General features: G+C 29.4%; 27 protein-coding genes and 1 tRNA gene. 14 read left to right on the forward strand and 14 right to left on the reverse strand.

Annotated elements, in window-relative coordinates; genetic code table 11:
- Positions 1 to 4: 4 nt before the first annotated feature.
- Complete coding sequence (locus AABJ49_RS11025) at positions 5 to 706, forward strand: hypothetical protein (RefSeq protein ID WP_338378328.1); 702 nt, start codon at positions 5 to 7, stop codon at positions 704 to 706.
- Between the two features lie 21 nt (positions 707 to 727).
- Here the strand turns inward: AABJ49_RS11025 and AABJ49_RS11030 are convergent, their stop codons facing one another.
- The 4 genes from AABJ49_RS11030 to AABJ49_RS11045 are packed head-to-tail and all read right to left on the reverse strand — an operon-like array spanning position 728 to position 6,145.
- Positions 728 to 1,210, reverse strand: a complete 483-nt coding sequence (locus tag AABJ49_RS11030) for a hypothetical protein (protein ID WP_338378329.1) — start codon at positions 1,208 to 1,210, stop codon at positions 728 to 730.
- 21 nt (positions 1,211 to 1,231) lie between these two features.
- Positions 1,232 to 1,954 (reverse strand): hypothetical protein, encoded by a 723-nt coding sequence (locus tag AABJ49_RS11035; RefSeq protein WP_338378330.1) that lies wholly within the window; start codon positions 1,952 to 1,954, stop codon positions 1,232 to 1,234.
- 41 nt (positions 1,955 to 1,995) lie between these two features.
- The gene (locus tag AABJ49_RS11040) at positions 1,996 to 4,449 is read right to left on the reverse strand and encodes a carboxypeptidase regulatory-like domain-containing protein (protein ID WP_338378331.1); all 2,454 of its coding nucleotides are present in this window, start codon (positions 4,447 to 4,449) and stop codon (positions 1,996 to 1,998) included.
- Positions 4,450 to 4,459: 10 nt separating this feature from the next.
- Positions 4,460 to 6,145, reverse strand: coding sequence for a M23 family metallopeptidase (locus AABJ49_RS11045; protein WP_338378332.1), 1,686 nt, complete (start codon positions 6,143 to 6,145; stop codon positions 4,460 to 4,462).
- Between the two features lie 163 nt (positions 6,146 to 6,308).
- On the opposite strand from AABJ49_RS11045, the gene AABJ49_RS11050 reads away from it, so the two are divergent.
- From AABJ49_RS11050 to rny, 3 genes are all read left to right on the forward strand, one after another.
- Positions 6,309 to 6,599 carry a hypothetical protein gene (locus tag AABJ49_RS11050; RefSeq protein WP_338378333.1) on the forward strand — a complete coding sequence of 97 codons (291 nt, stop codon included), beginning with the start codon at positions 6,309 to 6,311 and terminating at the stop codon, positions 6,597 to 6,599.
- 6 nt (positions 6,600 to 6,605) lie between these two features.
- Positions 6,606 to 6,899 (forward strand): cell division protein ZapA, encoded by a 294-nt coding sequence (locus AABJ49_RS11055; RefSeq protein ID WP_338378334.1) that lies wholly within the window; start codon positions 6,606 to 6,608, stop codon positions 6,897 to 6,899.
- 210 nt (positions 6,900 to 7,109) lie between these two features.
- Complete coding sequence (gene rny / locus AABJ49_RS11060; RefSeq protein ID WP_338378335.1) at positions 7,110 to 8,672, forward strand: ribonuclease Y; 1,563 nt, start codon at positions 7,110 to 7,112, stop codon at positions 8,670 to 8,672.
- 120 nt (positions 8,673 to 8,792) lie between these two features.
- On the opposite strand, the gene AABJ49_RS11065 is transcribed toward rny, so the two are convergent.
- Positions 8,793 to 9,692 carry a site-specific tyrosine recombinase gene (locus AABJ49_RS11065; RefSeq protein ID WP_338378336.1) on the reverse strand — a complete coding sequence of 300 codons (900 nt, stop codon included), beginning with the start codon at positions 9,690 to 9,692 and terminating at the stop codon, positions 8,793 to 8,795.
- 81 nt (positions 9,693 to 9,773) lie between these two features.
- Positions 9,774 to 10,388, reverse strand: coding sequence for an outer membrane beta-barrel protein (locus tag AABJ49_RS11070; RefSeq protein ID WP_338378337.1), 615 nt, complete (start codon positions 10,386 to 10,388; stop codon positions 9,774 to 9,776).
- 141 nt (positions 10,389 to 10,529) lie between these two features.
- On the opposite strand from AABJ49_RS11070, the gene AABJ49_RS11075 reads away from it, so the two are divergent.
- The 4 genes from AABJ49_RS11075 to AABJ49_RS11090 all read left to right on the forward strand — a co-directional run bounded on the left by AABJ49_RS11075 (position 10,530) and on the right by AABJ49_RS11090 (position 14,615).
- Positions 10,530 to 11,072 carry a porin family protein gene (locus tag AABJ49_RS11075; protein WP_338378338.1) on the forward strand — a complete coding sequence of 181 codons (543 nt, stop codon included), beginning with the start codon at positions 10,530 to 10,532 and terminating at the stop codon, positions 11,070 to 11,072.
- A 77-nt stretch (positions 11,073 to 11,149) separates the two neighbouring features.
- The gene (gene aroQ, locus AABJ49_RS11080; protein ID WP_338378339.1) at positions 11,150 to 11,563 is read left to right on the forward strand and encodes a type II 3-dehydroquinate dehydratase; all 414 of its coding nucleotides are present in this window, start codon (positions 11,150 to 11,152) and stop codon (positions 11,561 to 11,563) included.
- A 57-nt stretch (positions 11,564 to 11,620) separates the two neighbouring features.
- Positions 11,621 to 14,086, forward strand: coding sequence for a DUF5686 and carboxypeptidase regulatory-like domain-containing protein (locus AABJ49_RS11085; RefSeq protein WP_338378340.1), 2,466 nt, complete (start codon positions 11,621 to 11,623; stop codon positions 14,084 to 14,086).
- Between the two features lie 100 nt (positions 14,087 to 14,186).
- Positions 14,187 to 14,615: a hypothetical protein gene (locus AABJ49_RS11090; protein ID WP_338378341.1), complete on the forward strand. Its 429-nt coding sequence runs from the start codon at positions 14,187 to 14,189 to the stop codon at positions 14,613 to 14,615.
- 63 nt (positions 14,616 to 14,678) lie between these two features.
- Here the strand turns inward: AABJ49_RS11090 and AABJ49_RS11095 are convergent, their stop codons facing one another.
- From AABJ49_RS11095 to AABJ49_RS11110, 4 genes are all read right to left on the reverse strand, one after another.
- Positions 14,679 to 15,446, reverse strand: coding sequence for a TSUP family transporter (locus AABJ49_RS11095; RefSeq protein WP_338378342.1), 768 nt, complete (start codon positions 15,444 to 15,446; stop codon positions 14,679 to 14,681).
- 97 nt (positions 15,447 to 15,543) lie between these two features.
- The gene (gene murA / locus AABJ49_RS11100) at positions 15,544 to 16,857 is read right to left on the reverse strand and encodes a UDP-N-acetylglucosamine 1-carboxyvinyltransferase (protein ID WP_338378343.1); all 1,314 of its coding nucleotides are present in this window, start codon (positions 16,855 to 16,857) and stop codon (positions 15,544 to 15,546) included.
- 6 nt (positions 16,858 to 16,863) lie between these two features.
- Positions 16,864 to 17,556: a DUF4290 domain-containing protein gene (locus tag AABJ49_RS11105; protein ID WP_338378344.1), complete on the reverse strand. Its 693-nt coding sequence runs from the start codon at positions 17,554 to 17,556 to the stop codon at positions 16,864 to 16,866.
- An 8-nt stretch (positions 17,557 to 17,564) separates the two neighbouring features.
- Positions 17,565 to 17,849 carry a DUF493 family protein gene (locus AABJ49_RS11110; RefSeq protein WP_338378345.1) on the reverse strand — a complete coding sequence of 95 codons (285 nt, stop codon included), beginning with the start codon at positions 17,847 to 17,849 and terminating at the stop codon, positions 17,565 to 17,567.
- Positions 17,850 to 17,976: 127 nt separating this feature from the next.
- On the opposite strand from AABJ49_RS11110, the gene AABJ49_RS11115 reads away from it, so the two are divergent.
- From AABJ49_RS11115 to AABJ49_RS11135, 5 genes are all read left to right on the forward strand, one after another.
- On the forward strand, positions 17,977 to 18,516 hold the full coding sequence (locus AABJ49_RS11115; protein WP_338378346.1) for an ATP-binding protein: 540 nt from the start codon (positions 17,977 to 17,979) through the stop codon (positions 18,514 to 18,516).
- A 41-nt stretch (positions 18,517 to 18,557) separates the two neighbouring features.
- On the forward strand, positions 18,558 to 20,444 hold the full coding sequence (locus tag AABJ49_RS11120; protein WP_338378347.1) for an ATP-dependent DNA helicase RecQ: 1,887 nt from the start codon (positions 18,558 to 18,560) through the stop codon (positions 20,442 to 20,444).
- Complete coding sequence (fmt, locus tag AABJ49_RS11125) at positions 20,444 to 21,391, forward strand: methionyl-tRNA formyltransferase (RefSeq protein WP_338378348.1); 948 nt, start codon at positions 20,444 to 20,446, stop codon at positions 21,389 to 21,391. The genes AABJ49_RS11120 and fmt overlap by 1 nt, the downstream gene beginning before the upstream one ends.
- Before the next feature lie 165 nt (positions 21,392 to 21,556).
- Complete coding sequence (locus tag AABJ49_RS11130; RefSeq protein WP_338378349.1) at positions 21,557 to 21,835, forward strand: HU family DNA-binding protein; 279 nt, start codon at positions 21,557 to 21,559, stop codon at positions 21,833 to 21,835.
- Between the two features lie 111 nt (positions 21,836 to 21,946).
- Positions 21,947 to 22,507 (forward strand): YqgE/AlgH family protein, encoded by a 561-nt coding sequence (locus AABJ49_RS11135; protein WP_338378350.1) that lies wholly within the window; start codon positions 21,947 to 21,949, stop codon positions 22,505 to 22,507.
- Here AABJ49_RS11135 and AABJ49_RS11140 read toward each other — a convergent pair.
- On the reverse strand, positions 22,499 to 23,329 hold the full coding sequence (locus AABJ49_RS11140) for an aminotransferase class IV (protein WP_338378351.1): 831 nt from the start codon (positions 23,327 to 23,329) through the stop codon (positions 22,499 to 22,501). The two genes, AABJ49_RS11135 and AABJ49_RS11140, sit on opposite strands and share 9 nt — an antisense overlap.
- 49 nt (positions 23,330 to 23,378) lie before the next feature.
- Positions 23,379 to 23,771, reverse strand: coding sequence for an START-like domain-containing protein (locus AABJ49_RS11145; protein WP_338378352.1), 393 nt, complete (start codon positions 23,769 to 23,771; stop codon positions 23,379 to 23,381).
- Positions 23,772 to 23,916: 145 nt separating this feature from the next.
- Here AABJ49_RS11145 and AABJ49_RS11150 point away from each other — a divergent pair.
- Positions 23,917 to 23,990: transfer RNA gene (locus AABJ49_RS11150), tRNA-Met, on the forward strand.
- Between the two features lie 902 nt (positions 23,991 to 24,892).
- Here the strand turns inward: AABJ49_RS11150 and AABJ49_RS11155 are convergent.
- On the reverse strand, positions 24,893 to 25,240 hold the full coding sequence (locus tag AABJ49_RS11155; protein WP_338378353.1) for a hypothetical protein: 348 nt from the start codon (positions 25,238 to 25,240) through the stop codon (positions 24,893 to 24,895).
- Positions 25,241 to 25,293: 53 nt separating this feature from the next.
- Positions 25,294 to 26,664 carry a histidine--tRNA ligase gene (hisS, locus tag AABJ49_RS11160; protein ID WP_338378354.1) on the reverse strand — a complete coding sequence of 457 codons (1,371 nt, stop codon included), beginning with the start codon at positions 26,662 to 26,664 and terminating at the stop codon, positions 25,294 to 25,296.
- Positions 26,665 to 26,671 lie beyond the last annotated feature (7 nt).

Genomic DNA, 26,671 nt, shown 5'->3' on the forward strand with positions numbered 1-26,671 from the left:
AAAAATGTACATAAACAATCCAAATATAAATTTACCAGACGATGAAGATATTATTGTTTGGAAATATTTAGATTTGTCTAAGTTTTTAGACATGCTTTTATCAAAAAGATTGTTTATGTCGCGTTCGGATAAATTTGAAGACCAATATGAAGGTACATTTTCTGAACCAACTTATGAGGAAATCAAAAAAATTGCAGCCAACAATCCTAAGTTTTTAGATTATTACAAATCACATCGTGAAAAAGTAGTGATTAGTAGTTGGCACATTAATGAATATGAATCATTCGCAATGTGGCAAATTTTTACTAAAAACAATGAAGGTTTAGCGATTCAATCTACCATTGGAAGACTCAAAAAAGCTTTAGAACCTGAACGAAAAACGGAACAACACATTGGAGAAGTAAATTACATTGATTACAAAAAAGAATACATTCCGTTTGATGATACTTTTTTTCCCTTTTTGTTTAAACGAAAAAGTTTTCAATATGAACGAGAAGTTCGGATAATTTCAGATGTTACTACAGACAATCTTAAAATCAACGATGGTTTAAAAATTGATGTCGATATCAATCAATTAATTGAACGCATTTATATTCACCCCAAAAGTGAAAATTGGTATAAAAATTTGGTAATCGAATTAGTAGAAAAACTAGGTTTTGGATTTACAATTGAAAAATCTGACTTGGAAAGTGATATTTTGATTTAGAAATTAGAAAAAAATTATTTACTATTTCAATTCAATTTTTGCTTCGCTTTTTTCCACTTCGCTTTTCAAATTAAAAATTACATTAATTAATATTAATGCAACAATATTTATACTTAATTCCTTATATTCAATATGCTCATTTATTACTATTGCAGAAGAACTAATTCCAGACATAAAAGTTAGAATAGCATCATTTGTTAAGTTTAATTTTATCCCAGCATATATACCTGAAACATGTTCAAAATAAAAACCTAAAACTCCAAAACTCAATATTTGAATAAATTGATTAAAAATCGATAAGTTTAAACCTTTTAATAATTTATTTTTTAAAAGTAAATATCCACAAAATATTGAATATGAATGAAGACTTATTATTATTAAGATGAGTAATAGAATTCCTCCGTTAATTGAACCAAGGTTTGGTAAAAAACGAACTGTTACTAAAAATCCAAGTGCTCCTCCTATAATCTGATAAAAACCTAAAGTTTTTATTTTATTTTCCAATTTCATTACTTTAAAAACTTCCTAAATTGGCATATACTCTTCCACTTTCCACTCATTATCTAAAAGATTTACATAATGATAATGTACTTTGTCATCTTTGTCAAAAGCACCGTTTTTATTGATATCTTCAATACATCTAAAATACAACCGATTTTGAGCTTCAATGATATTCCAATCCATAATTTCACTAAAATCTTCTGATAATTTGGTAAAATTTGAACCGTCAATCGAACTCAAAGCTAAAGATTTAATATCATTTTGGTTGACATTTCCATCTTTGTTGGTATCGTTATCTACAAAACTGTAAACCAAAATCTGTTTTTTAGTTTTTTCGGCAAACGTATTTAAAAAAGTAACGGTTTGAATTTGGATTCTATCTGTAGTTAAAGTTCTAACAGAAGTTGAATCAATATTTTGAAATTTTAAATTGGTAAAATAACCTGTTAATTCAAAACGATTGTAATTAGAAATCGCATAACTAACCTGATTTGTTTTGCTTGAACCATAAACGCTTTTATAATCATCATACACTCGAACATCACCAATAGGATGAATTAAATACCTTGTTCCTTCCATTAAGATAGGTAAATCGGCAATTTTTATAGAAGACGAATCTACTTTAACTGGAGCTTCAACTTTAGTTTTTGAATCTTCGTATTTTACTTTTGGTGTTGTTTGTTCTTTTTTACAGCTTACTAAAGAAAGTATAGCTAAACCTAAAATGTATTTTGAAAGTGTTTGCATAGTCAAAAAAGTTATGTTCAAATATACTAATTTTCTAGTATTTAAATACGAGCTGATAGTTTAATATTAAAAACTCTTGTGGTCATATAATTTGGAATTCCATATTGACTTTTGGTGTACACATCTCTTACCCAAGTATTGGTAATGGCATTTTGGTTGTTAAACATATTAAAGATTTCAAAACCAAGGGCAAATTCTTGAAACGGTTTTAACCATCTTCTTTGCGATTGAATTTTCTCATCTTTAAATACATACGAAAATCCGGCATCAGCTCTTCTATAATCATTCAAACGCAATTGGTAATTATATGGATCAGCATAAGCTGGAGAACCACCTGGTAAACCTGTGTTGTACACCAAATTCAAGTAAATTTTTAAACTTGGAATGTTTGGCATATAATCTTGAAATAAAACCGCAAATTTTAATCGTTGGTCTGTTGGACGAGCAATAAAACCTCTTCCATCTTGATTTTCTTCTGTTTTTAAATACCCAAATGTGAACCAAGATTCTGTTCCAGGGACAAATTCTCCATTTAACCTAGCATCAAATCCATAAGCATAAGCGGTTGCATCATTATTAGCACGATAACGAATTCTAACATTATCAATCGTATACGTATTGACATTTTTAAAATCTTTATAATACACTTCAGAAAGCAACTTGAAACCTCTTCCCCACATTTTGAAACTATAATCGTTACTCAACACAAAATGAATCGATTGTTGGGCTTTGACATCTTTTTGCACTACTCCATCATAATCTCTTAATTCTCTATAAAATGGTGGTTGATTATAAACTCCAACGGCTGCTCTAAACAACATATCTTTTTCCCAATAAGGTTTAAAAGCAAATTGAACTCTTGGAGCAAAAACAATTTGAGCTTTTCCATTTCCAATTTGATCATTGACTTGCCATTGGTGAAAACGAACACCAGTGTTTAACCAATATTGACCTTTCTCCCATTTTCCACCATAATTCCATTGACCGTATCCAGAAAATCTATTAATCGTTGTATAGTTTGTAGCTCTCACATATTGATAAGGAGCTAATGGATAAGTGTTAGGTTCATAAGGTTGGTTATCGGTGTAACCTAAAAGTGGATTTGGTAACGAAAAACCAGCAGAATCAATAACTTCCCATTCTACTACTCTATCTCTAATATCTTCTCTAGTATATTTGAAACCCCATTCGATTTCGCTTTTTGTTTCTAATTTATGAAAGCCTTTCACTTCTGCATTAAAAATTAAAGCATCTAAATTATTTCGAGCATGATTTAATTGCGAACCAATTCCTCGTGTAAATTGCACATCACCAAACGTTTCAGAACCAATATTTGTATCTACTTCACCTAATCTATATTGCGATAAAATGTCAAAATGTTCTTGCTCTTGTGTGTGATAAGTAGAAGCAATAAACTTTAATTTGTTGTTATCATTATATTCATAAACCGATTTTATAGCTCCAAAAACCGTTAAATATTCATCTTTTTCTTGACCATCATAAATTACCTGAACACCAATTGGTTGATCAACTGTTCCAAAATTTGTTTGTCTGAATAAAGGTTGGTAATTGTATTTATTTTGAGCTACATTTCCTAAAAAACTCCATTGCCATTTGGTTGAAGCATTATAGTTTAACATCGTTTGAATGTCAGTAAAAGATGGTTCATAATTAGTTTCTGTATCTTGACTGTTTACCAAAAGACTGTTGTTTCTATAACGAACACCTGTAACATTACTCCATTTTTGATTTTTAGAAACACCTTCAACAGCTGCATTTACTCCTAAAAAACTAGCTTCAATATTAGCTCCAAATTGCTTTGGATTTTTATAAGTAATATCTAAAACTGAAGCCATTTTATCACCATATTTAGCTTGAAAACCACCTGCAGAAAAATCTACATTTTCAACCATATCTGTATTGGTAAAACTCAACCCTTCTTGTTGGCCTGAACGAATTAAAAATGGACGATACACTTCAATTTCATTTACATAAACTAGATTTTCATCATAATTTCCACCACGAACAGCGTAAGAAGTACTTAGTTCATTATTTGAATAAACTCCTGGTAAAGTTTTAATAATATTTTCAATTCCTGGATTTGCACCTGGAATTTTTCTAATTACTGTTGGTTCGATATTGGTTAAACCTTCTATTCTCTTTTTATTAGTTGCGGTTACTGTAACAACACTGATTTCTTCTACATTGACATTCATCACAGGATTAAATTCAAAATCTTCATTAGCATTTAATTGCAAATCTTTTAAAGTCGAAGATTTATAACTGATATGAGAAAAGGTTATTGTTATTTTTTTGTTTGCAGGAACTTGAAGAATATAGAAACCTGTAGCATCTGTTGTAGTTCCAGTTTCACCAACTTTTATGGTTACATTTTCAACAGGTTCATTAAATTCATTTAGGATTACTCCTTTTATTTGGGCAGTTTGAGCAAAAGTTGCAGTGCAAAGTAAAAGGAAAAATAGTATATACTTCAAAGGTGTAAATTTAATTGTTCTTATAAAAATAGCTCTCAAAGGTAGTAGAATTATTCATTTCATCAGTAACTACCAATTTAAAATCATTCTTTCCTTTAACGTAAATATTGTCAGATAAAGTGTGTACTAACTTTTTAGTCTTGTAATCGTATTCCATCAAAATCCAATTTCCGTTTAAATAAGCTTTGTAAGAATCTATTCCAGATAAGTTATCCGATATTTTTGCAGTAATTGTGGTATAGTTATCAATTGTCTTGCCTTCAGAAAAATCCACAGCATATATTCTTGGTGCAATGGTATCTTGAACCACTTTATAATTTCCTAATTTTTTGACTTTTGCAGAAATTCTATCACCTTTTACATAAGATTTTATATAATCAATATCTTTTCCATCAACATAAGCAATGAAACTTTTCTTTTTTAATTCATCCGATAAATTGCTGATGTCAAAAGAAATCGAAAAACTATTTTTTACTGGAATTTCATCCTCGTGTAAATATAAAACATCGTCTTTAACACTCATTTTCATTTTAAAATCTTCATAGAATGTGTTGGAAGCAAAATTTACATTCCATTTTTCTTCTTCAAATATATATTCATTTTTAGCTTTTATTTTTTTGAAAGAAGTGGAGTTTTCTGTGGGTAAAGATTCTGCCTTTTTATAAACAACAGGAATTTCAATAGTTGATGTATTTTGTGAAAAATCTTCCACAACAATTTTATAAGTATACGAGGCTGCTGGCTGAACTGTTAAAATGCCATCACGTTTATTTTTATTGACTACAGATAAAGGATAATCATTATCCATAAACATTTTTTGAAAACGTTGCCCCATATTTTTATATCGAAAATAATCAATGAAGTAATTAATATGCTTTGATTCATCGAAAGAGAAAGTATCAAATTTATAGGAAAAATAAGGAACTCCATTTACAAATGTAGACACTTTATAAATTCCGTTTTTATTATAAGGATTTGTCATGTTATCAAATACATTCATCCCAAAACCAATAGCTCCGTTTGAAGTTATCTTTGGAGTAACATAATTACCTTCATTATTAATTGATAAAGGGATAGTCTGAGCTAAAAAGTCGTTATTGACAGCAATTGTATCATTTAAAGGATAAACCATGATGCTATTAACCTTTGGTTTATATTTGTCATTTATTAATTTATCATACCCAAAAAGAAGTGGATTGATAATCATTTCTGTCTTGGTATCTCTAATTTCAAAATGCAAATGAGGACCGCCACTTCCACCGCTGTTTCCAGACAAAGCAATAATTTCTCCTTTTTTTACAGGTAATTCAGATGGTTTTAAAAACAATTCAATTTCAAATGACTTTTCACTATAATGTCTTTTGCGAATTGTTTCTTCAATTTTTCCAACAGCAGTTTGAAGATGTCCATAAACGGATGTATATCCATTGGGATGCGTAATATAAATTGCTTTTCCATAACCCCAAGTAGAAATTTTTATTCGCGATACATATCCATCCGCTACAGCACAAACCGGTAAACCTTCAACACCCTTAGTTTTTAAATCTAAACCTGCATGAAAATGATTACTACGCAATTCTCCAAAAGCCCCAGAAACATCTAACGGTATATCTAATGGAGAAATAAAATAATCTTTCGGATAATCTTGTCCAAAACTAAAAAAAGTGATAAATAAGAACAGAAATAAGTATTTCATCTAAGTGAATTTGCAATTAAAAAACTAAAAATAAATAATTAAGTACTTATAAAACAAGTAAAACAAAAAAAATAAACATTTAGTATGTAAAAAAAAATAAAAAGTGTTGTTATTTAAAATTCAAATCTTAACTTTGTAAATATTGTACTGAAATAGATGTTTTATGAGCAAATTAACTGAATTGATTGATTCTCTTGAAGTTAAGTTTTCTAAGATGTATCACAAGATGGATACTTTGGAAAAGAAAAATCAAGAATTATCTGATGAATTATTGCAATTCAAAGAAAAGAACAAAAAACAGTTAAAAACCATAGGTGATTTAGAAAACCAATTGGAAAGCTTAAAGACAGTCAATGCAATATTAGGTAGTGATGAAAATAAAAGAGAAACGAAACTCAAAATAAATTCTTTAATTAGAGAAATTGATTATTGCATAGCACAACTTTCAGATTAGAAAGAAATGGAAGACAAACTAAAAATTAAAATATCAATTGCAGACCGAGTTTATCCATTAACAGTGGAACATTCGCAAGAGGAAGGTCTTAGAAGTGCTTCTAAAAAAATTGATGTAGTAATAAAGCAGTTTGAACAAAACTATGCCGTAAGAGATAAGCAAGATGTTTTAGCCATGTGTGCTTTACAATTTGCATCTCAAGTAGAACAAAAACAACTAAACACGTCACAAGATAACAATGACGCTTTGGAAAGGCTACGAAAATTAAATGATAAATTGAGTCGAATTCTTTCGAAATAATACGTTCTTACATAACAATACTACCTACATTAGTATCAATTTGGTAAACTCAACAGTCACAAATTAAAATGAGTGAATTATTGCAACTAAAGCAAGCCATGCATTTTTAGCAAGGATCCTTGAACGGCAAACTAGCTCAAAACTTGTATAAATGGAGTTTATGCAATTCTCTAATGTAGGTTTTTTTTATATAATTTTTTTAAATAAACCATGGATATAATAAGTATCATAATAGGAATCGTTGTTGGATTAGCATTTGGCTTTGGAATTGCAAAGTTCTTAGAAAAAAGCAATGTTTCTAACCTAATCAAAAACGCAAAAAAAGAAGCTGCTTCAATTTTGAAAGACGCTAAAGCTGAAGGAGAATCTATTAAAAAAGATAAACTGCTTCAAGCAAAAGAAAAGTTTTTAGAACTAAAATCAGAACACGAAAAAGAAATTTTAGCCAAAGACAAAAAAATGTCTGAAGCTGAAAAAAGAACTAGAGATAAGGAATCTCAAATTTCTAGTGAATTAGCTAAAACTAAAAAAATTAATGAAGATTTAGAAGCTAAAATAAACGATTACAACACACGACTTGATTTCTTAGACAAGAAACAAATTGATGTAGAAAAAATGCATAAATCTCAGATAGAACAACTAGAAGTTATCTCTGGTCTTTCTGCTGATGAAGCAAAAAGCCAATTGATGGAAAGTTTAAAAGCTGAAGCCAAAACGAATGCAATGGCTCATATTCAAGAGACTATTGAAGAAGCTAAATTAACTGCACAACAAGAAGCTAAAAAAGTCATTATCAGCACTATTCAAAGAGTTGGAACAGAAGAAGCAGTTGAAAACTGTGTATCGGTTTTCAATATAGAATCTGATGATGTTAAAGGTAGAATTATTGGTCGTGAAGGAAGAAATATTAGAGCAATCGAAGCAGCAACTGGTGTAGAAATTATCGTTGATGATACTCCAGAAGCTATTATTCTTTCTTGTTTTGATCCTGTAAGAAGAGAAATTGCTCGTTTAGCCTTACACAAATTAGTAACAGACGGAAGAATTCACCCAGCGAGAATTGAAGAAGTTGTAGCCAAAACTCAAAAACAAATTGAAGAAGAAATTATCGACATAGGAAAACGTACTGTAATCGATTTAGGAATTCACGGTTTACACCCTGAATTAATTAAGATTGTGGGTCGTATGAAATACCGTTCTTCTTATGGTCAAAACTTATTACAACACTCAAGAGAAGTATCTAAACTTTGTGGAATTATGGCTGCCGAACTTGGCTTAAACGTTAAATTAGCCAAAAGAGCTGGTTTATTGCACGATATTGGAAAAGTTCCAGATACGGAAAGCGAATTACCTCACGCAATTTTAGGAATGCAATGGGCTGAAAAATATGGTGAAAAAGAAGAAGTTTGCAATGCAATTGGAGCTCACCATGATGAAATTGAAATGAAGTCGTTAATTTCTCCAATCATTCAAGTGTGTGATGCTATTTCTGGAGCAAGACCTGGAGCAAGAAGACAAGTTTTAGATTCTTACATCCAACGTTTAAAAGATCTAGAAGATATCGCTTACGGATTTAATGGTGTAAAAAGTGCTTATGCAATACAAGCTGGTAGAGAGTTGCGTGTAATTGTTGAAAGTGAAAAAGTTTCTGACGAATTAGCAGCGACATTATCATTTGAAATTTCACACAAGATTCAAACAGAAATGACTTATCCTGGTCAAGTGAAAATTACAGTAATTAGAGAAACTAGAGCTGTTAATATAGCTAAATAAAAGTTGGCAGTGTTCAGCATTTAGTGAACAGTTGATACAAATTTAAAATCGCATTAATTAATTTTAATGCGATTTTTTTTATACTCTTTTAACTGAATACTAAAAACTGATCACTGAACACTATTTCCGTGGGTGAAACTTAGTCAACACTTGAGCCAGATGCTTTCGATCTAAATGCATATAAACTTCTGTGGTTGTTATTGACTCATGACCCAACATTAATTGAATCGAACGTAAATCTGCACCATTTTCTAATAAATGTGTAGCAAAGGAATGACGAAAAGTATGTGGGCTAATTGTTTTAGTTAAATTAATTTTTACAGCTAAATCTTTGATAATTGTAAAAATCATAGCTCTTGTCAATTGTTTCCCTCTTCTATTCAAAAATAAAGTATCTTCAAAACCCTTTTGAATATTTAAGTGAGAACGTATTTGATCTTTATAAATCAAAATATATTTTTCGGTAGACTTTCCTATCGGAACAAAACGTTGCTTATTTCCTTTTCCAGTAACTTTAATAAAACCTTCCTCAAAAAACAAATCAGATATTTTTAAATGAGTCAATTCCGAAACTCGCAAACCACAACTATATAACGTTTCTAAAATAGCTCTGTTTCTTTCTCCTTCTGGAGTTGATAAATCTATGGCTGCAATGAGTTGGTCTATCTCAATTGTTGACAAGGTATCAGGTAACTTTCTACCTGTTTTTGGAACTTCAATTAATTCTAATGGATTATCTTTTCGATAATCTTCAAATAAAATATAAGTAAAGAAACTTTTTAATCCAGAGATAACCCTAGCTTGACTTCTAGCATTTACCAACGAAGAAATATGGTAAATAAATTGTTGAATAGTTTCCTCAGTAATTGTAACTGGATTTTGAGTAATGGAATTGGTTTCCAAAAACAAAACTAATTTTTCAATATCAAACGTATAATTTTGAATGGTATTTGCAGACAAACCTCTCTCAAGTTTTAAATAATTTTGATATTCTTTTATGTAAGATTTCCAATTGCTCATTAACCAAAATTACAAAAAAAATAAGCATAAAAAAATCCCGAAATAAATCGGGATTTATAAAATTTAAAAAAAAATTAAATATTATAATTTGAAAGTCATACCAAATTGTGCTGTGGCAAAAAAGTTATTAAAAACATTTACATTACCATTAAATTCTGATACATTTTCTCCTCCATCAAATTTATTTGAAGAATAAGATAAAATATCAGTTAATCCAAAGTTGATTGCCATTTTTGGAGTAACAAAATATTGCATACCTAAACCTGCTCCTAAACCAAATCCACTGTATTTTGCATCACCAGGAAAATACTCTTCTTTTCCAGAATTAAATCCTAAACCTGCTTCAGCATAAGTTTTAAATCTTTCTCCTAAATCTAAGAAATAATAACGTGCAAAAACTCCTGCTCCAAAGTTAGATTCTTTATACACATCAGAACCTGCAACTTCTTCCTTGTAAGAACCTGCCATTAACTCAACACCAAGAGCTAATTTATCAGAAATAAAGTAACCTACTTTAGGATTAAAATTTAACTCACTTGTTTTCTCTTCAGTGTTTTTGTCATTTGTTGAAGAAAAACCTAAGTTACCTTCCAAAAAAATGTCACTTTGGTTAAAACCAAAAGATTTTGTTTCATCTTGAGCATTTGCCATTCCAAATGCAAAAACTGCTACTGCAGCAAATAATACTTTTTTCATTTTGTTTAATTTTAAGTTATATAACAAATTTAAAAGTTTATAGTTTTCGAAAAATAATGAAATTTTTTACTTATTAACATTTTGATGATACATATTAACATATATTTGCAAAGTTTAATTTATCACTAAAACCAATAAATCATGAAGAAAATAGCCTTTTTTATTGTTACTTTATTAACAATTTCTCAAATTGCGAATGCACAATCAAATATTAGATTTGGTGTAAAAGCAGGTTTAAATTATGCAAACTTTACAAATACTGAGATTAATACTGATGCTATTACAAGCTATCATGCTGGTCTATTAATGGAAATTAGTTTGTTTGATAACTTAGCTATACAACCTGAATTGCTATATTCAACGGTTGGAGCAAGTTATGATACTGCAGTAGCTGATTTTAAAAATGAATTGGGATATATTTCGATTCCAGTTTTAGCAAAAATTAATTTATCAGAAACTTTATTTTTAGAAGCTGGACCACAGGGTTCATTTTTATTGAGTAAAAAAGATGAAGCTTTTGATGACTATAACTCATTTGATTTCTCTGTAAACGCAGGTTTAGGACTTGACATAACCAAAAATTTATTTGTTTCTGCCCGATATAATTTGGGTGTAACCGAAATTGCAAGAGATGCAGACGCTAAAAATTCTGTGTTTCAAGTTTCAGCTGGAATCATATTTTAATTAAAAAATTCATAATTTTATTAAAAACCATCCTTATCAAAGGATGGTTTTTATATTTTTACACAAAAGCAAATCAAATGGATATAATTATCATTAATGGTCCTAACCTAAATTTATTAGGAAAACGCGAACCCGAAGTATATGGAAATCAAACTTTTGAAGATTATTTTAGTAAACTCAAAACTAAATATCCTCAAGTTAATTTTAGTTATTTTCAAAGCAACATTGAAGGAGAACTTATTGATAAAATCCAAGAGCATGGTTTTATTGCTGATGGAATCATTATAAATGCCGGTGCATACACACATACTTCAATTGGAATTGGTGATGCTATTAAAGCTATTTCTTCACCAGTTGTAGAAGTTCATATTTCTAATACTTTTTCAAGAGAAACTTTTCGACACCAATCTTATATTTCACCAAATGCAAAAGGTGTTATCATGGGTTTTGGTTTAAGAAGTTATGATTTAGCTATTGAATCATTTTTATAATAGCATTCTTACAACCCTTTTTTTCTTTTTCTCGTCTAAATAATTAAAACCATTTTCATGAAAAAACTTTACACTTTTGTTTTTGCACTTTTCTCTTTTATAACTTTTGGACAAATAAAAGGAACCGTCACAGACAGCAATAATGAACCTTTAGCATTTGTTAGTATTTATATAGAAAACACCTATATAGGAACTACAACTAATGAAAATGGAAAATACGAATTAAATTATTCTGGAGAAAAAAACGTAAGTGTCGTGTATCAATATTTAGGATATAAAACTCAAAAAAACATTTTAAACATTGATAAATATCCTTTTACAAACGATGTTAAACTTCAAGAAGAAAATTTTGATCTAAAAGAAGTGGTTTTAACAGAAGGTGAAAATCCAGCAGATATTGTAATTAGAAATGCTATTAAATCCAAAAAAACAAATAGCGCAAAAACGGATAAGTTTGAAGCTGATTTCTATTCAAGAGGAATTTTTAGAGTGAAAGATGTTCCTAAAAAAATCATGGGAATTGAAGTTGGTGATTTAGATGGTGAAATTGACTCAACAAGAAGCGGTGTAATATATTTGTCTGAAACAGTTTCAAAAATTAAAGTTGAAAAACCTAATAAACTAAAAGAAGAAATTTTGGCTAGTAAAGTTGCCGGAAATGACAATGGATTTAGTTACAACACTGCTCTAAATACAAATTATGATTTCTATGAAAACTATATTGATTTTGATGTAAATATGGTTTCCCCAATTGCTGACAATACCTTTAATTATTACAAGTTTAAATTAGAAAGCACTTTTTATGATGATAACAATCAATTAATCAACAAAATTTTAGTAACTCCAAAACGTGACAAAGAACCCGTATTTGAAGGCTACATTTATATTGTAGAGGATTCATGGGCAATTTATGGTGTTGATTTAGACATAAAAGGTTATAGAATGCAGCAACCTATTTTGGAAACCATGAAATTAACTCAAAACTTTAGCTATAATAAAACAAATAAACTTTGGGTAAAAAATGTACAAGCATTAGATTTTGTTGCGGGTATTTTTGGAATTAAGTTCTCCGGAAAGTTTACTCATGTGTTCTCAAATTATAATTTTAAAGATGCTTTTGAACCAAAAACATTTGGAAGAGAAATTGTTTCTTTTGCAGAAAACGCAAATAAAAAAGACGATTCTTATTGGACAGCCAACAGACAAGTTCCTTTATCTGAAGAAGAAACCACTAACTATGTTAAAAAAGATAGTATTTCAACGTTGAGAAATTCTCAAAAATACATGGATTCTATTGATGCTAAAACCAATAAATTCAAAATTCAAGATATTTTAACAGGTTATACTTATAAAAATAGTTTCAAAAAAAGCAGGTTTAATTATGATGGAATTTTAAATATTGGCTCAATAGGATTCAACACAGTTCAAGGCTATAATTTTAATAGTGGTTTTTCATATACCAAATACAATGAAGAAAACGGAAAATATACTTCTATAAATTCTACCTTTAATTATGGTTTTTCCGAAGACAGATTGAGAGTAAATGGAAGATTTTACCATAGATTTAATATGCAAAATTATGCCAATATTGCTATTGCTGGTGGAAGCAGTATCAATCAATTTAATGCTTCAGAGCCAATTAGCAAACTTTTAAATACTATAAGCACGCTTTTCTTTACCAATAACTTCATGAAGTTATACAATAAAGAATTTGTGGAAGCCATATATGGACAAGAAACTATAAATGGTTTATATATTTCTGGAAAAATAGGTTATGAAAACAGAAAACCATTATTCAACAATACTGATTATAAATTGATAAAATCAGATGATATGTATAGTTCTAATGACCCTTTGCAACCCAACAATTTCACTTCTACTACATTTGAAGAACATCATTTGTACAAAGCTAGTGTTGGAGCACGTATTCGTTTTGGACAAAAATACATTTCTCGACCAGACAGAAAAATTACAGTTTCAAACGATGATTTTCCAGTAATTTATTTGGGTTACCAAAAAGCATTTGCAGGAAGTGAAGACAAATACAATTATGATTTACTAAATGCCACTGTTGATTTTGACAAAAAAATAGGAAATAAAGGTGATTTTGCCGTTCGTTTAAAAGCAGGTAAATTCTTTAATGCAGAAAACATTTCCTTCGTAGACTACAAACATTTTAACGGAAACCAAACTCACGTTGTTTTAGATGGAAGTTATTTAAATTCTTTTGGACTTCTACCTTATTATAGTAACTCTACAAATGATGCTTATTTTGAAACTCATATTGATCATAATTTCAAAGGGTATATCATGAATAAAATTCCGTTGTTAAACAAGCTGCAATGGAATTTAGTTGGTGGATTTCACCAAATTAATGTTCCAAAATTAAAACCTTATCAAGAGTTTTCTGTTGGATTCGATAATATTGGAATTGGAAAATTAAGAATTTTTAGAATCAGTTATGTAAGAGCTTATCAAAATGGATTTCAAGGTGATGGAGTTGTTTTTGGCATAAAAATGTAATAATATAAATTTTCAATAATTTAAAACTCCAAATTTCATGAAACTGAAATTTGGAGTTTTTTTTATACATTTACTATAACTAACCAACAAAACTCTTAAAATGAAAACAACAAACAAACCAAACATCGGCTTTTGGATTATCAGTGTAATTGCTTTGATATGGAATTTAATGGGTGTAAATCAATACATTCAACAAGCCTATCAAACGGAAGAATTTAGAGCAATGTATTCCGCTGAAAAATTAGCTTTAATTAATCAAACACCTGCTTGGGCAACAGCTGCATTTGCAATTGCAGTATTTGCTGGAGCTTTAGGATGTATTGCTCTTTTAATGCGAAAAAAAATGGCTAATACATTATTTATTATTTCATTTATAGCAGTAGTTGTACAAAATATCGATGCTTTTATGAGATTAAATTTTGCTGATTTTGAAACTTTTGAACTAGTAATGACTTTTATAATTCCTTTATTTGCAATATTCTTAATCTGGTATTCAAAAAAAGCAATTGATAAAGGTTGGTTGAATTAATAAAACTTTTAAAAACAAATAAATTCCAAATTCCAAGAACAATAGTTTTAGAATTTGGAATTTTTATTTTATAAAAACATCGTACCCAAAACGAAGCAAAGCAATTCCAACAATAATCAAAAAGAAAACTCGAATAAATCCATTCCCTTTTGAAATAGCTAATCGTGCTCCAAGCCAAGCTCCAGTTGCGTTACAAACTGCCATAGGAATTGCAACAGACCAAATAATTTTGCCCTTCATCACAAACAAAGTAATAGAACCAATATTTGTAGCCAAGTTCACTAATTTTGCATAAATATTAGCTTGAAGAAAGTCAAATCCTAAAATAGCTATAAAGGCCATAATTAGTAAGCTACCAGTTCCTGGTCCGATAAACCCATCATAAAACCCTATAAATACACATATAATTATAGCATAAATATAGATTTGCTTCTGCGTTAATTTATCCACTTGAAATTGACCAAAATCTTTTTTAAAATATGTGTAAACCAGTAACAAAACCAATATTACAAACAATAAAGGCTTCATAAAATCGCTTTTCATTACATTCAACAAACTCGAACCTAGATAGGCAAACATGAAAGAAACAATTGCCATTAGACCAAATAATTTCCAATTAACAGTTGCTTTTTTAAGGTACTGATAAGTCGCTACACTTGTTCCACTTAAAGCAGGAATTTTCAAAGTACCAATAATGGTAGCAACATTTTGTGCTGGCATTAAAATAAAAGCAGCTGGTGTTTGAATTAAACCACCACCACCCACTATAGCATCAATAAATCCAGCCACAAATGATGCGATACAAAGCAGCACTATAACATAAGTTTCCATTACTTAAAATCGAATTAAAAAATCCAAACTCCGATTTATTGCGGAATTTGGATTTATATATTTTAATGAACACTAAAAACTGAACACTGCTAACTTTTTAGCTAACTCTAACAATCTTAGCACCAATTGCTTTTAATCTTCCATCAATATTTTCGTAACCTCTATCAATTTGTTCAATATTTTGAATAGTGGAAGTCCCTTTTGCAGAAAGTGCAGCAATTAATAACGAAATTCCAGCTCTAATATCTGGAGAAGACATTGTTGTTGCTTTTAATTGCGATTGGAAATTGTGTCCCATAACTGTTGCTCTGTGTGGATCACAAAGAATAATTTTGGCTCCCATATCAATTAATTTATCAACGAAGAATAAACGGCTTTCAAACATTTTTTGGTGAATTAAAACTTCTCCTTTACATTGTGTAGCCACCACCAAAACGATACTCAATAAATCTGGTGTAAATCCAGGCCAAGGTGCATCTGAAACTGTTAAAATTGAACCATCAATATCTGTTTTTACTTCGTAACCATCTTTATGTTCAGGAATATAAATATCATCACCTCTTCTTTCAAGAGTAATTCCTAATTTTCTAAATACATTTGGAATTTGACCCAAATTATCCCAACTCACATTTTTAATTGTAATTTCACTTCTTGTCATGGCTGCAAGACCAATCCAAGAACCAATTTCAATCATATCTGGCAAAATTCTATGTTCACAACCTCCAAGAGATTCAACTCCTTCAATTACTAACAAATTAGAACCAACACCTTTAATGTTTGCTCCCATTGAGTTTAACATCTTACAAAGTTGTTGTAAATATGGTTCACAAGCAGCATTATAAATAGTTGTTGTTCCTTCAGCTAAAACAGCAGCCATCACAATATTTGCTGTTCCAGTTACAGAAGCTTCATCAAGTAACATATAAGTTCCTTTTAATCTTCCTTCATTTTCTACACCATAAAAATGGTCTTCTCTTTCATATCTAAATTTGGCTCCAAGATTTATAAAACCTTCAAAATGTGTATCTAATCTTCTACGTCCAATTTTATCACCACCTGGTTTTGGAATATATCCACAACCAAAACGAGCTAATAATGGACCAACTATCATAATTGAACCTCTTAAACTTCCACCTTCTTTCTTAAAAGCTTCTGTTTTTAAATAATCTACATTAACTTCATCCGCTTGAAAAGTGTAGTCACTAGGTCCATTTTTTTGGATTTTTACTCCTAAATTGCCCAAAAGAGTAATTAGTTTATTAACATCAATAATATCAGGAACATTTGTAACTCTTACTTTTTCTGACGTTAATAATGCTGGACATAAAACTTGTAAAGCTTCATTTTTTGCACCTTGAGGAGTTATTTCTCCTTTTAATTTTACACCACCTTCAATTTGAAATGTTCCCATAGAGTACTATTTTCTACTATTTTGTTTATTATTTTTTTGGCTCTTTCCTTTTTTTACAATCGTTTTACCGTTTGAACCAAACTGGGTTTTATTAGATTGCTTTTTATTTACTTTTATTAAATCATGAGAGGTAGAAAGTTCTTCTTCAGATTTTCTTAAATCAATTTTTCCATTTGAAAGCTCATACAAATGATTGAAAATTGCTGAATCTTCAACCGTATCTTTGTTCCAACTCAAATAACACTTTTTCATATGATTAGCAATCACAATAATCAAAGCGTTTTTCAATTCTCCTTCTTCCCATTTATTTGCAACATCAATCATATATTTGATATTGTTACCATAAAAACGATATTTAGGAAAATTTTGAGGATAAGCTAATCGCTCTGGTTTTTGATTTAAAACTTCTCTAGAGGGAATTGGATAAGGTGAATCTACCTCCAATTTAAAATCAGACATAATAAACAATTGATCCCATAATTTGTGCTGAAAATCTGGAACATCACGTAAATGAGGATTTAATGTTCCCATTACATCAATTATGTATTTTGCTGCTTTGTTACGTTCTTCTCTATCATCAATAGCAGTGGCTAAATCAATCAATTTTTGCAAATGTCTTCCATATTCTGGAATGATTAAATGCGAACGTTCTGCATTATATTCTAAGTTAAAAACAGCGTCTTGTGTATTAAATTTCATAAGTTTTTTTATAAAGAAATAATGCCCTCAATTGAAGAAAGTTCTTGATATTTGTCAATAACAGATTGAGCACTTTTCATAGTTGTGTTTACAGAAACACTAGTATATTTTCCGTTTTTAGAAGTACTAGTTTTTATTACAGCTCCCATATTATCAAAAGAGTTTTCAATAACAGCGATTTTATGATTGTCTGACGGAACTATAAATTTAAATAAATATTCGGCAGGCCAAATTGTTGAGTTTATTAATTCTTCTTTTAATCTCTTGTAAAAATCTTCTGTTTTCTGATCCATTTATTGTAATTCTTTTGAATAGCAAAGATACTTTTTTATGTTCAGACTTAAAAGCAAGTAACTTATATTTTTAAATGCAAAAGAAATTTTTAAAAAAAAACTATTTTTGCCACAAGAAAATTATCAAATGAATAAAGAAATTGTCGTTTTAATTGGTGGTCCAAGTTCTGGAAAAACAACTTTAATCAATAAATTAAAAGAAAACGGACACGTCTGTTATCCAGAAGTTTCAAGAGAAGTTATCAAAGAAGCTCAAGAAAAAGGAATTGAGCAATTATTTTTAGAACAACCTTTACTTTTTAGTGAATTGTTATTGGAAGGAAGAAAAAAACAATTCCATTCAGCCAAAAAAGAAAAGGCAAATATCGTATTTCTTGACAGAGGAATTCCTGATGTTTTAGCTTATATGCACTATATCGGTGATAGTTATCCTGCTTTTTTTGATGAGGCTTGCAAAGAACATATTTATACTAAAATATTCATTTTACCGACTTGGAAAGAGATTTACGTAAGTGACGAAGAACGTTATGAAAGCTACGAACAAGCTCTTTTAATTCAAGATCATTTGGTTGAAACTTATCAAAAATACGGTTATAAATTGATTGAAGTTCCAAAAGATACTGTTGAAAATAGAATGCAGTTTTTACTACAAAATTTAAATCTTTAAATAAAATTAGTATTTTTATACTGTTTTATACCAAACCTTAAATGTCTCAAGCGCTACAAATTCTTCAAAAACACTGGAAACACGATAGCTTTAGAGAACCTCAAGAGCAAATAATCAGTGCCATTTTAGAAGGAAATGATGTCTTTGCTTTATTGCCAACTGGAGGTGGAAAATCGGTTTGTTATCAAGTGCCAGGAATGTTATTAGATGGTATCTGTTTGGTAATTTCTCCATTGATAGCTTTGATGAAAGATCAAGTAGAAAATCTTCAAAAAAAAGATATAAAAGCGATTGCTTTAGTTGGTGGAATTTCTCAAAATGACATTATAGATATTTTAGATAATTGTCAATTTGGAAATTACAAATTCTTATATCTTTCTCCTGAAAGACTACAACACGATTGGATTGTTGAACGATTAAAACAACTCAAAATTTCTTTAATTGCAATTGATGAAGCTCACTGTGTTAGTCAATGGGGACACGATTTTCGTCCAGCTTATTTAAAAATTTCAAAGCTAAAAGAGGTTTTTCCTAAAACTCCATTTTTAGCTTTAACAGCTTCTGCTACAGCAAAAGTTCAGGCTGATATTATTGAAAATTTGGCTTTAGAAATCCCCAAAATATTTACAAAATCTTTTGAACGAAAAAATTTAGCTTATCATGTCATTAAAACTGAAGATAAACTGACTAAAATCAAACAAATAGTTAGTAAAAATACAGAATCTTCCATTATTTATGTTAGCAACCGAAAGGCTTGTTTAGAAATTTCGAGCCAGATGAATCACTTAGGATTTTCGGCAACTTTTTATCACGGAGGTTTATCCTATAAAGAAAAAGAGAAAAATCGCTTGCTTTGGATGGAAAATAAAGTCCAAGTTATAGTTGCAACAAACGCTTTTGGAATGGGAATTGACAAACCTGATGTAAAAACAGTTATTCATATTCATTTACCACAAAATTTAGAAAACTATTATCAAGAGGTTGGTCGTGCTGGTCGAAATGGAGAAAAAGCTTTTGGCGTTTTATTGACAAATGCAAGCGATATAAAATCAGCTAAAGCACAATTTCTTTCGGTTTTACCTGACAAAGAATTTTTGAAAAATGTTTACATCAAGTTAAATAATTATTTTCAAATTGCTTATGGTGAAGGGTATAACGAAAATTTTTCTTTCAATCTAAATCACTTTTGTTCACACTATCAATTTCCTATTGTAAAAACTTACAACAGTATTCAGTTTTTGGATAGACAGGGAATTTTGACTTTGCAGAATTTGTTTTCAGAAAAAATTGATTTACAATTCATTATTCCAAGTAAAGAAGTAATTCGTTATATGAGTTTAAATACAAATGATGAAGAGATTATCTCAGCCATTTTAAGAACTTACACAGGAATTTTCGAAATGGAAACATCGGTTAGTCCAAACTTAATTGCTAAAAAATCAAATTCAACTGAAAAAAATGTACTTGAAGCCATTCATAAATTACATCAAAGCAATGCTGTTACTTTAAAAATTCATAATAACGATAGTAATATTACATTTAATGAAGCTCGTGAAGATGAATTGACTATTAATAGAGTTAGCAAATTTTTAGAAACTCAAAACCAGCAAAAAGAAGAAAAATTTAAAAAAATGATTGAATTTATTGAAGACACTTCTATTTGTAAAAATAAATTGCTCCTTACCTATTTCAGTCAAGAAATTAAAGAGGATTGTGGCATTTGTTCGACTTGTATTTCAAAAAATAAAACTATTGATACTAATTTACCTAATGTAATTTCAGAATTACTTCAATCTGAACCATATTCATCAAAGGAAATAGAAAATAAACTTTCAATAAGTTCAGAAGAAACTATCTTTGCATTGCAACAATTGCTAGAGAAAAACAAGATTGCTATTAATTCACACAATAAATATTATCTAATATAATGAAGAAATTAAAAATTGTATTTATGGGAACTCCAGACTTTGCGGTTGGAATTCTGGATACCATTTATAAAAACGAGTATGAAATTGTTGGAGTAATTACAGCACCAGACAAACCAGCTGGTCGTGGACAAAAAGTAAGCACAAGTGCTGTTAAAGAATATGCTTTGGCTAAAAACTTGCGCTTATTACAACCAACCAATTTAAAAAACGAAGAATTTTTAGCTGAATTAAAAAGTTTAGAAGCCAACTTACAAGTCATTGTTGCATTTAGAATGTTGCCAGAAGTTGTTTGGAAAATGCCAGAATTAGGCACATTCAATCTTCACGCATCTTTGTTGCCACAATATCGTGGTGCAGCTCCTATTAATTGGGCAATTATAAATGGTGAAACAAAAACTGGAGTTACTACTTTCTTTATTGATGATAAAATTGATACTGGTGCAATCATATTAAAAAAGGAAACCCCAATTAGTGAAACAGAAACTGTTGGACAACTTCATGATAAATTAATGGTTTTAGGTTCAGAAGCCGTTTTAGATACTTTATCATTAATAGAAAGCGACAAAGCAATTACAACTATACAAACTGAATCAGATGATTTAAAAACTGCTTATAAACTCAACAAAGACAATTGTAAAATTGACTGGACAAAACCTGGAAAAGAAATTTACAACCAAATTCGAGGTTTAAATCCCTATCCTGCTGCTTGGACATTTTTTGTTGATGGTGATAATGAATGGAATGTAAAATTATATGAAGTTGAGTTTCATAAATCTGATCATTCTAATTCTATAGGAAAAATAGTAACCACTAAAAAAGAATTGCATATTTATACTAATGATGGTTATTTGAATATAAAATCACTACAAATGCCAGGTAAAAAGAAAATGGAAGCTCAACAATTGTTAAATGGAACAAGTTTTTCAGAGGAAATAATAGCCAAATAAGCTCTAAAAGTCAATAAACATAGGTGTTTAATGAGTGCTTATTAACATTTAAACGATTTTATCAACATTTTAGACGAAAAAGATTGCAAATACTTGCACCGTTCATAGATACTGCTAAATTTGTATAAGTAAATTAAAGTTTAACCAAATAATTAAATCATTATTATGAACAAATCAGAATTAATCGATGCAATGGCAGCTTCTGCTGGTATCACAAAAGCAGCTGCAAAATTAGCATTAGAGTCATTTTTAGAAAATGTTGAAGGTACTTTGAAAAAAGGTGGAAGAGTTTCATTAGTAGGTTTTGGATCATGGTCAGTTTCTAAAAGAGCTGCTAGAGATGGTAGAAATCCTCAAACAGGAAAAACAATTAAGATTGCTGCAAAAAATGTAGTAAAATTTAAAGCGGGTTCAGAATTAGAAGGTTCTGTAAATAAAAAATAATTACAGATAAGATATAAAACCTCTCCATGTGAGAGGTTTTTTTTTTACAAAAACTTTACTTTTTTTGAATTTAAAAAGAATTTTCTTAACTTTAATTTAAAATCATCAAATATGAATGAGGTAAAAATAAAAAAAGGTCAATTACTCCTTTCAGAACCAGCACTTTTGGGAGAAAATTCTTTTAATAGATCAGTTATTTTATTGGCTGAATACACAAAAGATGGCACAGTAGGTTTTATTTTGAACAAACCCCTAGAATTTACGATTGGTGATTTAATTCCTGAGATAAATTCTAACCTAACAGTTTATAATGGTGGACCAGTTGAACAAGATAATTTGTACTTCATTCACACTATTCCAAATAAAATAAAAAACAGTATTGAAATTTCAAACGGAATTTATTGGGGTGGTGATTTTGAATCGCTTAAACTCCTATTAAATGAAGATGAAATCCTTAAAACTGAAATTCGTTTTTTTCTTGGTTACAGTGGCTGGACTAAAGAACAATTGGAAACTGAACTAAAAGACAACAGTTGGTTACTTATTGAAAATAAGGAAAAACACAATTTATTAGCAAAACCAACTAGCGATTTTTGGAAAGAAAAAATTGAAGCACAAGGTGGTGACTATATATTGTTTTCAAACGCTCCTGAAAATCCTATTTTAAATTAATTCATTTAATTTTTCGTTCAATTTAACCGAAAAATCGATTCCAAACTCTTTTTTTCTGTATTTTGTTATAGGTTGGATTCCCAAAATTACATTTGTAATAAACAATTCATCAGATTTCTGTAAGTCAAATGGTGAAATTGACTTTTCAATACATTCAAAACCGTCCATCTTATTAATCAAAGCAATTAATTGTTTACGCATAATTCCATTCAAACAACCATCTGATGTTGGAGGAGTTATGATTAAATTACCCATTTTCATAAAAATATTTCCGTTTAAAGCTTCTACTACATTTTTATCATCATTTAATAATATACAGTTGTGGTAGTCATTTTCTTTGGCAAAAATACTTCCAGTAATATTAATCATTTTATTATTCGTCTTTAAAGTTGACAAAAGATGTTTAGAGACATAAAAATCTTTATACAACTCCACTTCATAGAAATTATTTGAAACTATATATTCTTTAGAAAATAACTCCTTAGCTTCAATCAAGAAAGCAACATCATTAGAAACTGGAGCATATAATCCATCAGAATCTCTAAAAATCGTCATTCGGACTCTAACTGAGTGATTAAAACCCATAGTATTAGTCAACGATAAAATCTGTTCCTCAAAATATTCCAATGTAAAATTCATTGGTATTTCCATTCTACAAATTCGCATAGAAGCCATTAATCTAAAGTAATGATCTTCAGCAAATAAAACTTTATTACCTACTACTTTTAAAGTTTCAAAAATAGCATCTCCAAAGAGAAAACCTCTATTATTCTCAATTAAAAATGCACTTGTAGGCTGTATGTTTCCGTTAAAATTTATCATAAAAAATCCCGATTTTTAGTCGGGACAAATATACCTTTTATATTTTTGATTACATAGAACCTAATACATGTTTCAAGTCAGAAATTTGGTTTTCCCAAAGTGATTTTGATTCTTCCACTTCATCTTCATCAGCAAAATCCACAATTACAATAGAAACGTCTTTAGTAATTTCATCAACCATCAATTTAATTTCAAAAAAGTAGTCAGTCTCAGAGTTATCTTCGTTCAACCATTTGAATTTTACTCTTTCATCAGTCTTTTTAGACATCAATTTTGCTTTCTCCTCACTATCATCCCAAATAAAAGTAAACAACTCACCTCTTGAATTTACGTTATCTGCAAACCACTCTGACAAACCCGAAGGTGTTGATATATATTGATACAATAACTGTGGTGAAGACATTATAGGAAACTCTATTTCATATTTTACTTTAACTTCCATCGCTATAATTTAAAATTTTTCGAATATATAATAAATATGATGTAAAAAAAAATAAAAATTGAAAAATAATTTTTAAAATATATTTGAATTAAAAGCAAATAATTATATATTTGCACCCGCATTCAGGAAATGCAATATAAATAATGGCGAGATAGCTCAGTTGGTTAGAGCGCAGGATTCATAACCCTGAGGTCCCGAGTTCAAATCTCGGTTTCGCTACAAATTAAAAGCTAACATTCTTTCTAAAAGATTGTTAGCTTTTTTTATTCCATTAAAATTATTTCAAAAAAAATGTCTTTTCAGAAAATGGAAAATTCCATACTATGAAAAGACATTCATTACAAATTGAGAAAAATCAATGTTTAATTTATTGTTTGTAACTGATTTCCTTGCATTAAAGCGGAAACGTAGACTTTGTTTATCTTGTTCGAACGGGTGGAAAGAACATGATGTCATTACAGCTACTTAAACAACCTGACTACCCGTGTTCTTCGTTTAATCAAGCATTGATTCAAATACAATTTCAATCTGTACAACAGTTTTCAATTTTTTCTAAATTTTAGTTTTTACAGACGTAAAAATTAATTATTAAAGATTTGCTTGAAATCTATTATGTAAAGATAAACTATTGTTTTCATTTCTTCTTACATAATTTCAACATAAATTTATATAATTTCGATGTCTTTAAGTTTTATGACAATCCTATTGAACTGTAAAAAAATATTTTCACTTCTTTTTAAATTAATTACTTTATCATTATCCGCTGTACTCTAAACTTTAAGGTTTTAAAATCAAATTTCGATTGTTAAAATAATTTTGAAAAGTTGTTGATAACCCGTAAAAAACAAATTAAAACAAGTTAAATATACCTTTAATCGATTTTATTATTATTTACAACGATTTTATTAATAAATATTTTTGTTAACAACTGTAATAGTATACATTTGAAGTGTAATAATAATAATAGAGAGTTAAGGGACTTTATTTCAATATTACTCTATAAAAAATTTAAATAGTAATTTTAGGATTTTTTATTAAATATTTGATTGTTTGTTTTGATGAAAAAATCCAACTTGCCAGTTGGATTTTTTTGTTTATGTGGGTAAATAATCTTAATTGATTTATATTCTAAATCTGTTGCCAAGTTTCTTTCCAATGATGTAAGCTGTGAAAATTCCAATTAGGATGATTAAAAGGTTTAAAAATGTATATAAAACGTATAACCATTTGTCTTCTGATGAAAAATAACACAAAGAATCAATCAAAAAACAAAATTCTTTTTCTTCTGAATTAAATTGTATCAACAAGAAACTTAACAAAAATAAAACTCCAACAGAAGTCAAAATATAAATTACATTTTTATTCATTGGTTTTTTCCCTGTGGGCTTAAAAACATTACGCTCTTCTTCTGAACGTTTATTGTTTTGTAATGACCAAACTACTTTTTTTGCTTCTTCGTCTATATCCATACTAAATTTCAAAAATCAAATTACAAATTCCAAAAACAAAGTTCTGCTTTAATTTATTGAAGTAAAGTAACTAATGTTGCCAAATCTACTTTTTGTTGTGCTCCAGTTGCTAAATTTTTCAAAGTATATTCCTGCTTGCTCATTTCTTCATCACCAACTAAAACTGCAAACGGAATACCTCTTTTGTCTGCATGTTGAAATTGTTTTCCAATTTTAGCATTATCAGGATATAATTCCACTTTAATGTCGTTAGCTCTCAACTTAGTGATTGCTTTCATGCTATATAAAGCTTCTTTGTCTCCAAAATTAATGAACATTGCTTTTGAAGTAGCCAAAACCGTTTCAGGAAACAAGTTTAACTCTTCAATTACTAAGGCAATTCTATCTAAACCAAATGAAATTCCGACACCACTCATGTTTTTTAAACCAAAAATTCCGGTTAAATCATCATATCTTCCACCACCACCAATAGAACCCATTGCAACTTCCTTTGGTGCAGCAACTTCAAAAATAGCTCCAGTATAGTAATTTAAACCTCTTGCAAGCGTTACATCTAAATCTAATGATGCTGATTGCAATCCTAATTCTTGAATCGTAGTACAAATAAATTGCAACTCTTCTACTCCTTTTTTTCCTTCTTCAGAAGATGAAAGTAAGTTGGAAAGCTTCGCTATTTTTTCATTTATAGTTCCTGTAAAATTGAATAATGGTTGAACTTTAACAATTGCTTCATCAGAAATTCCTTTTTCAAGCATTTCCTTTTTCACACCATCTTCACCAATTTTATCTAATTTATCTAAAGCAACGGTAAAATCAATTAATTTATCCGAAGCACCAATTACCTCAGCAATTCCGGATAAGATTTTACGGTTATTTATTTTTATGGTTGTTCCTTTTAAGCCTAATTGACTAAAAACAGCATCGTATAATTGAACCAACTCTACTTCTTGCCATAAAGAAGTCGAACCAACCACGTCTGCATCACATTGAAAAAACTCTCTAAAACGTCCTTTTTGAGGTCTATCAGCTCTCCAAACAGGTTGAATTTGGTATCTTTTGAAAGGAAATTCAATTTCGTTTTGATGTTGTACCACATATCTTGCAAATGGAACGGTTAAGTCATAACGAAGGGCTTTTTCTGATATTTGTGAAGTTAGTTTTAAACTGTTTTTATCATTTAATAATGTCTCATCAGCTTTAGCTAAAAAATCACCCGAATTCAAAATCTTAAAAATAAGTCGATCACCTTCTTCCCCATACTTTCCCATTAAAGTATCTGAATTTTCAAAAGAAGGAGTTTCTATAGGTTGAAACCCAAATTTTTCAAAATTCGATTTAATAATTGAAAATATATAATTTCTCTTCGCTACTTCAGCTGGAGAAAAATCTCTGGTTCCTTTTGGAATACTTGGCTTTTTAGACATTTTTTAT

Source organism: uncultured Flavobacterium sp., from assembly GCF_963922255.1.
Taxonomy (GTDB): domain Bacteria; phylum Bacteroidota; class Bacteroidia; order Flavobacteriales; family Flavobacteriaceae; genus Flavobacterium.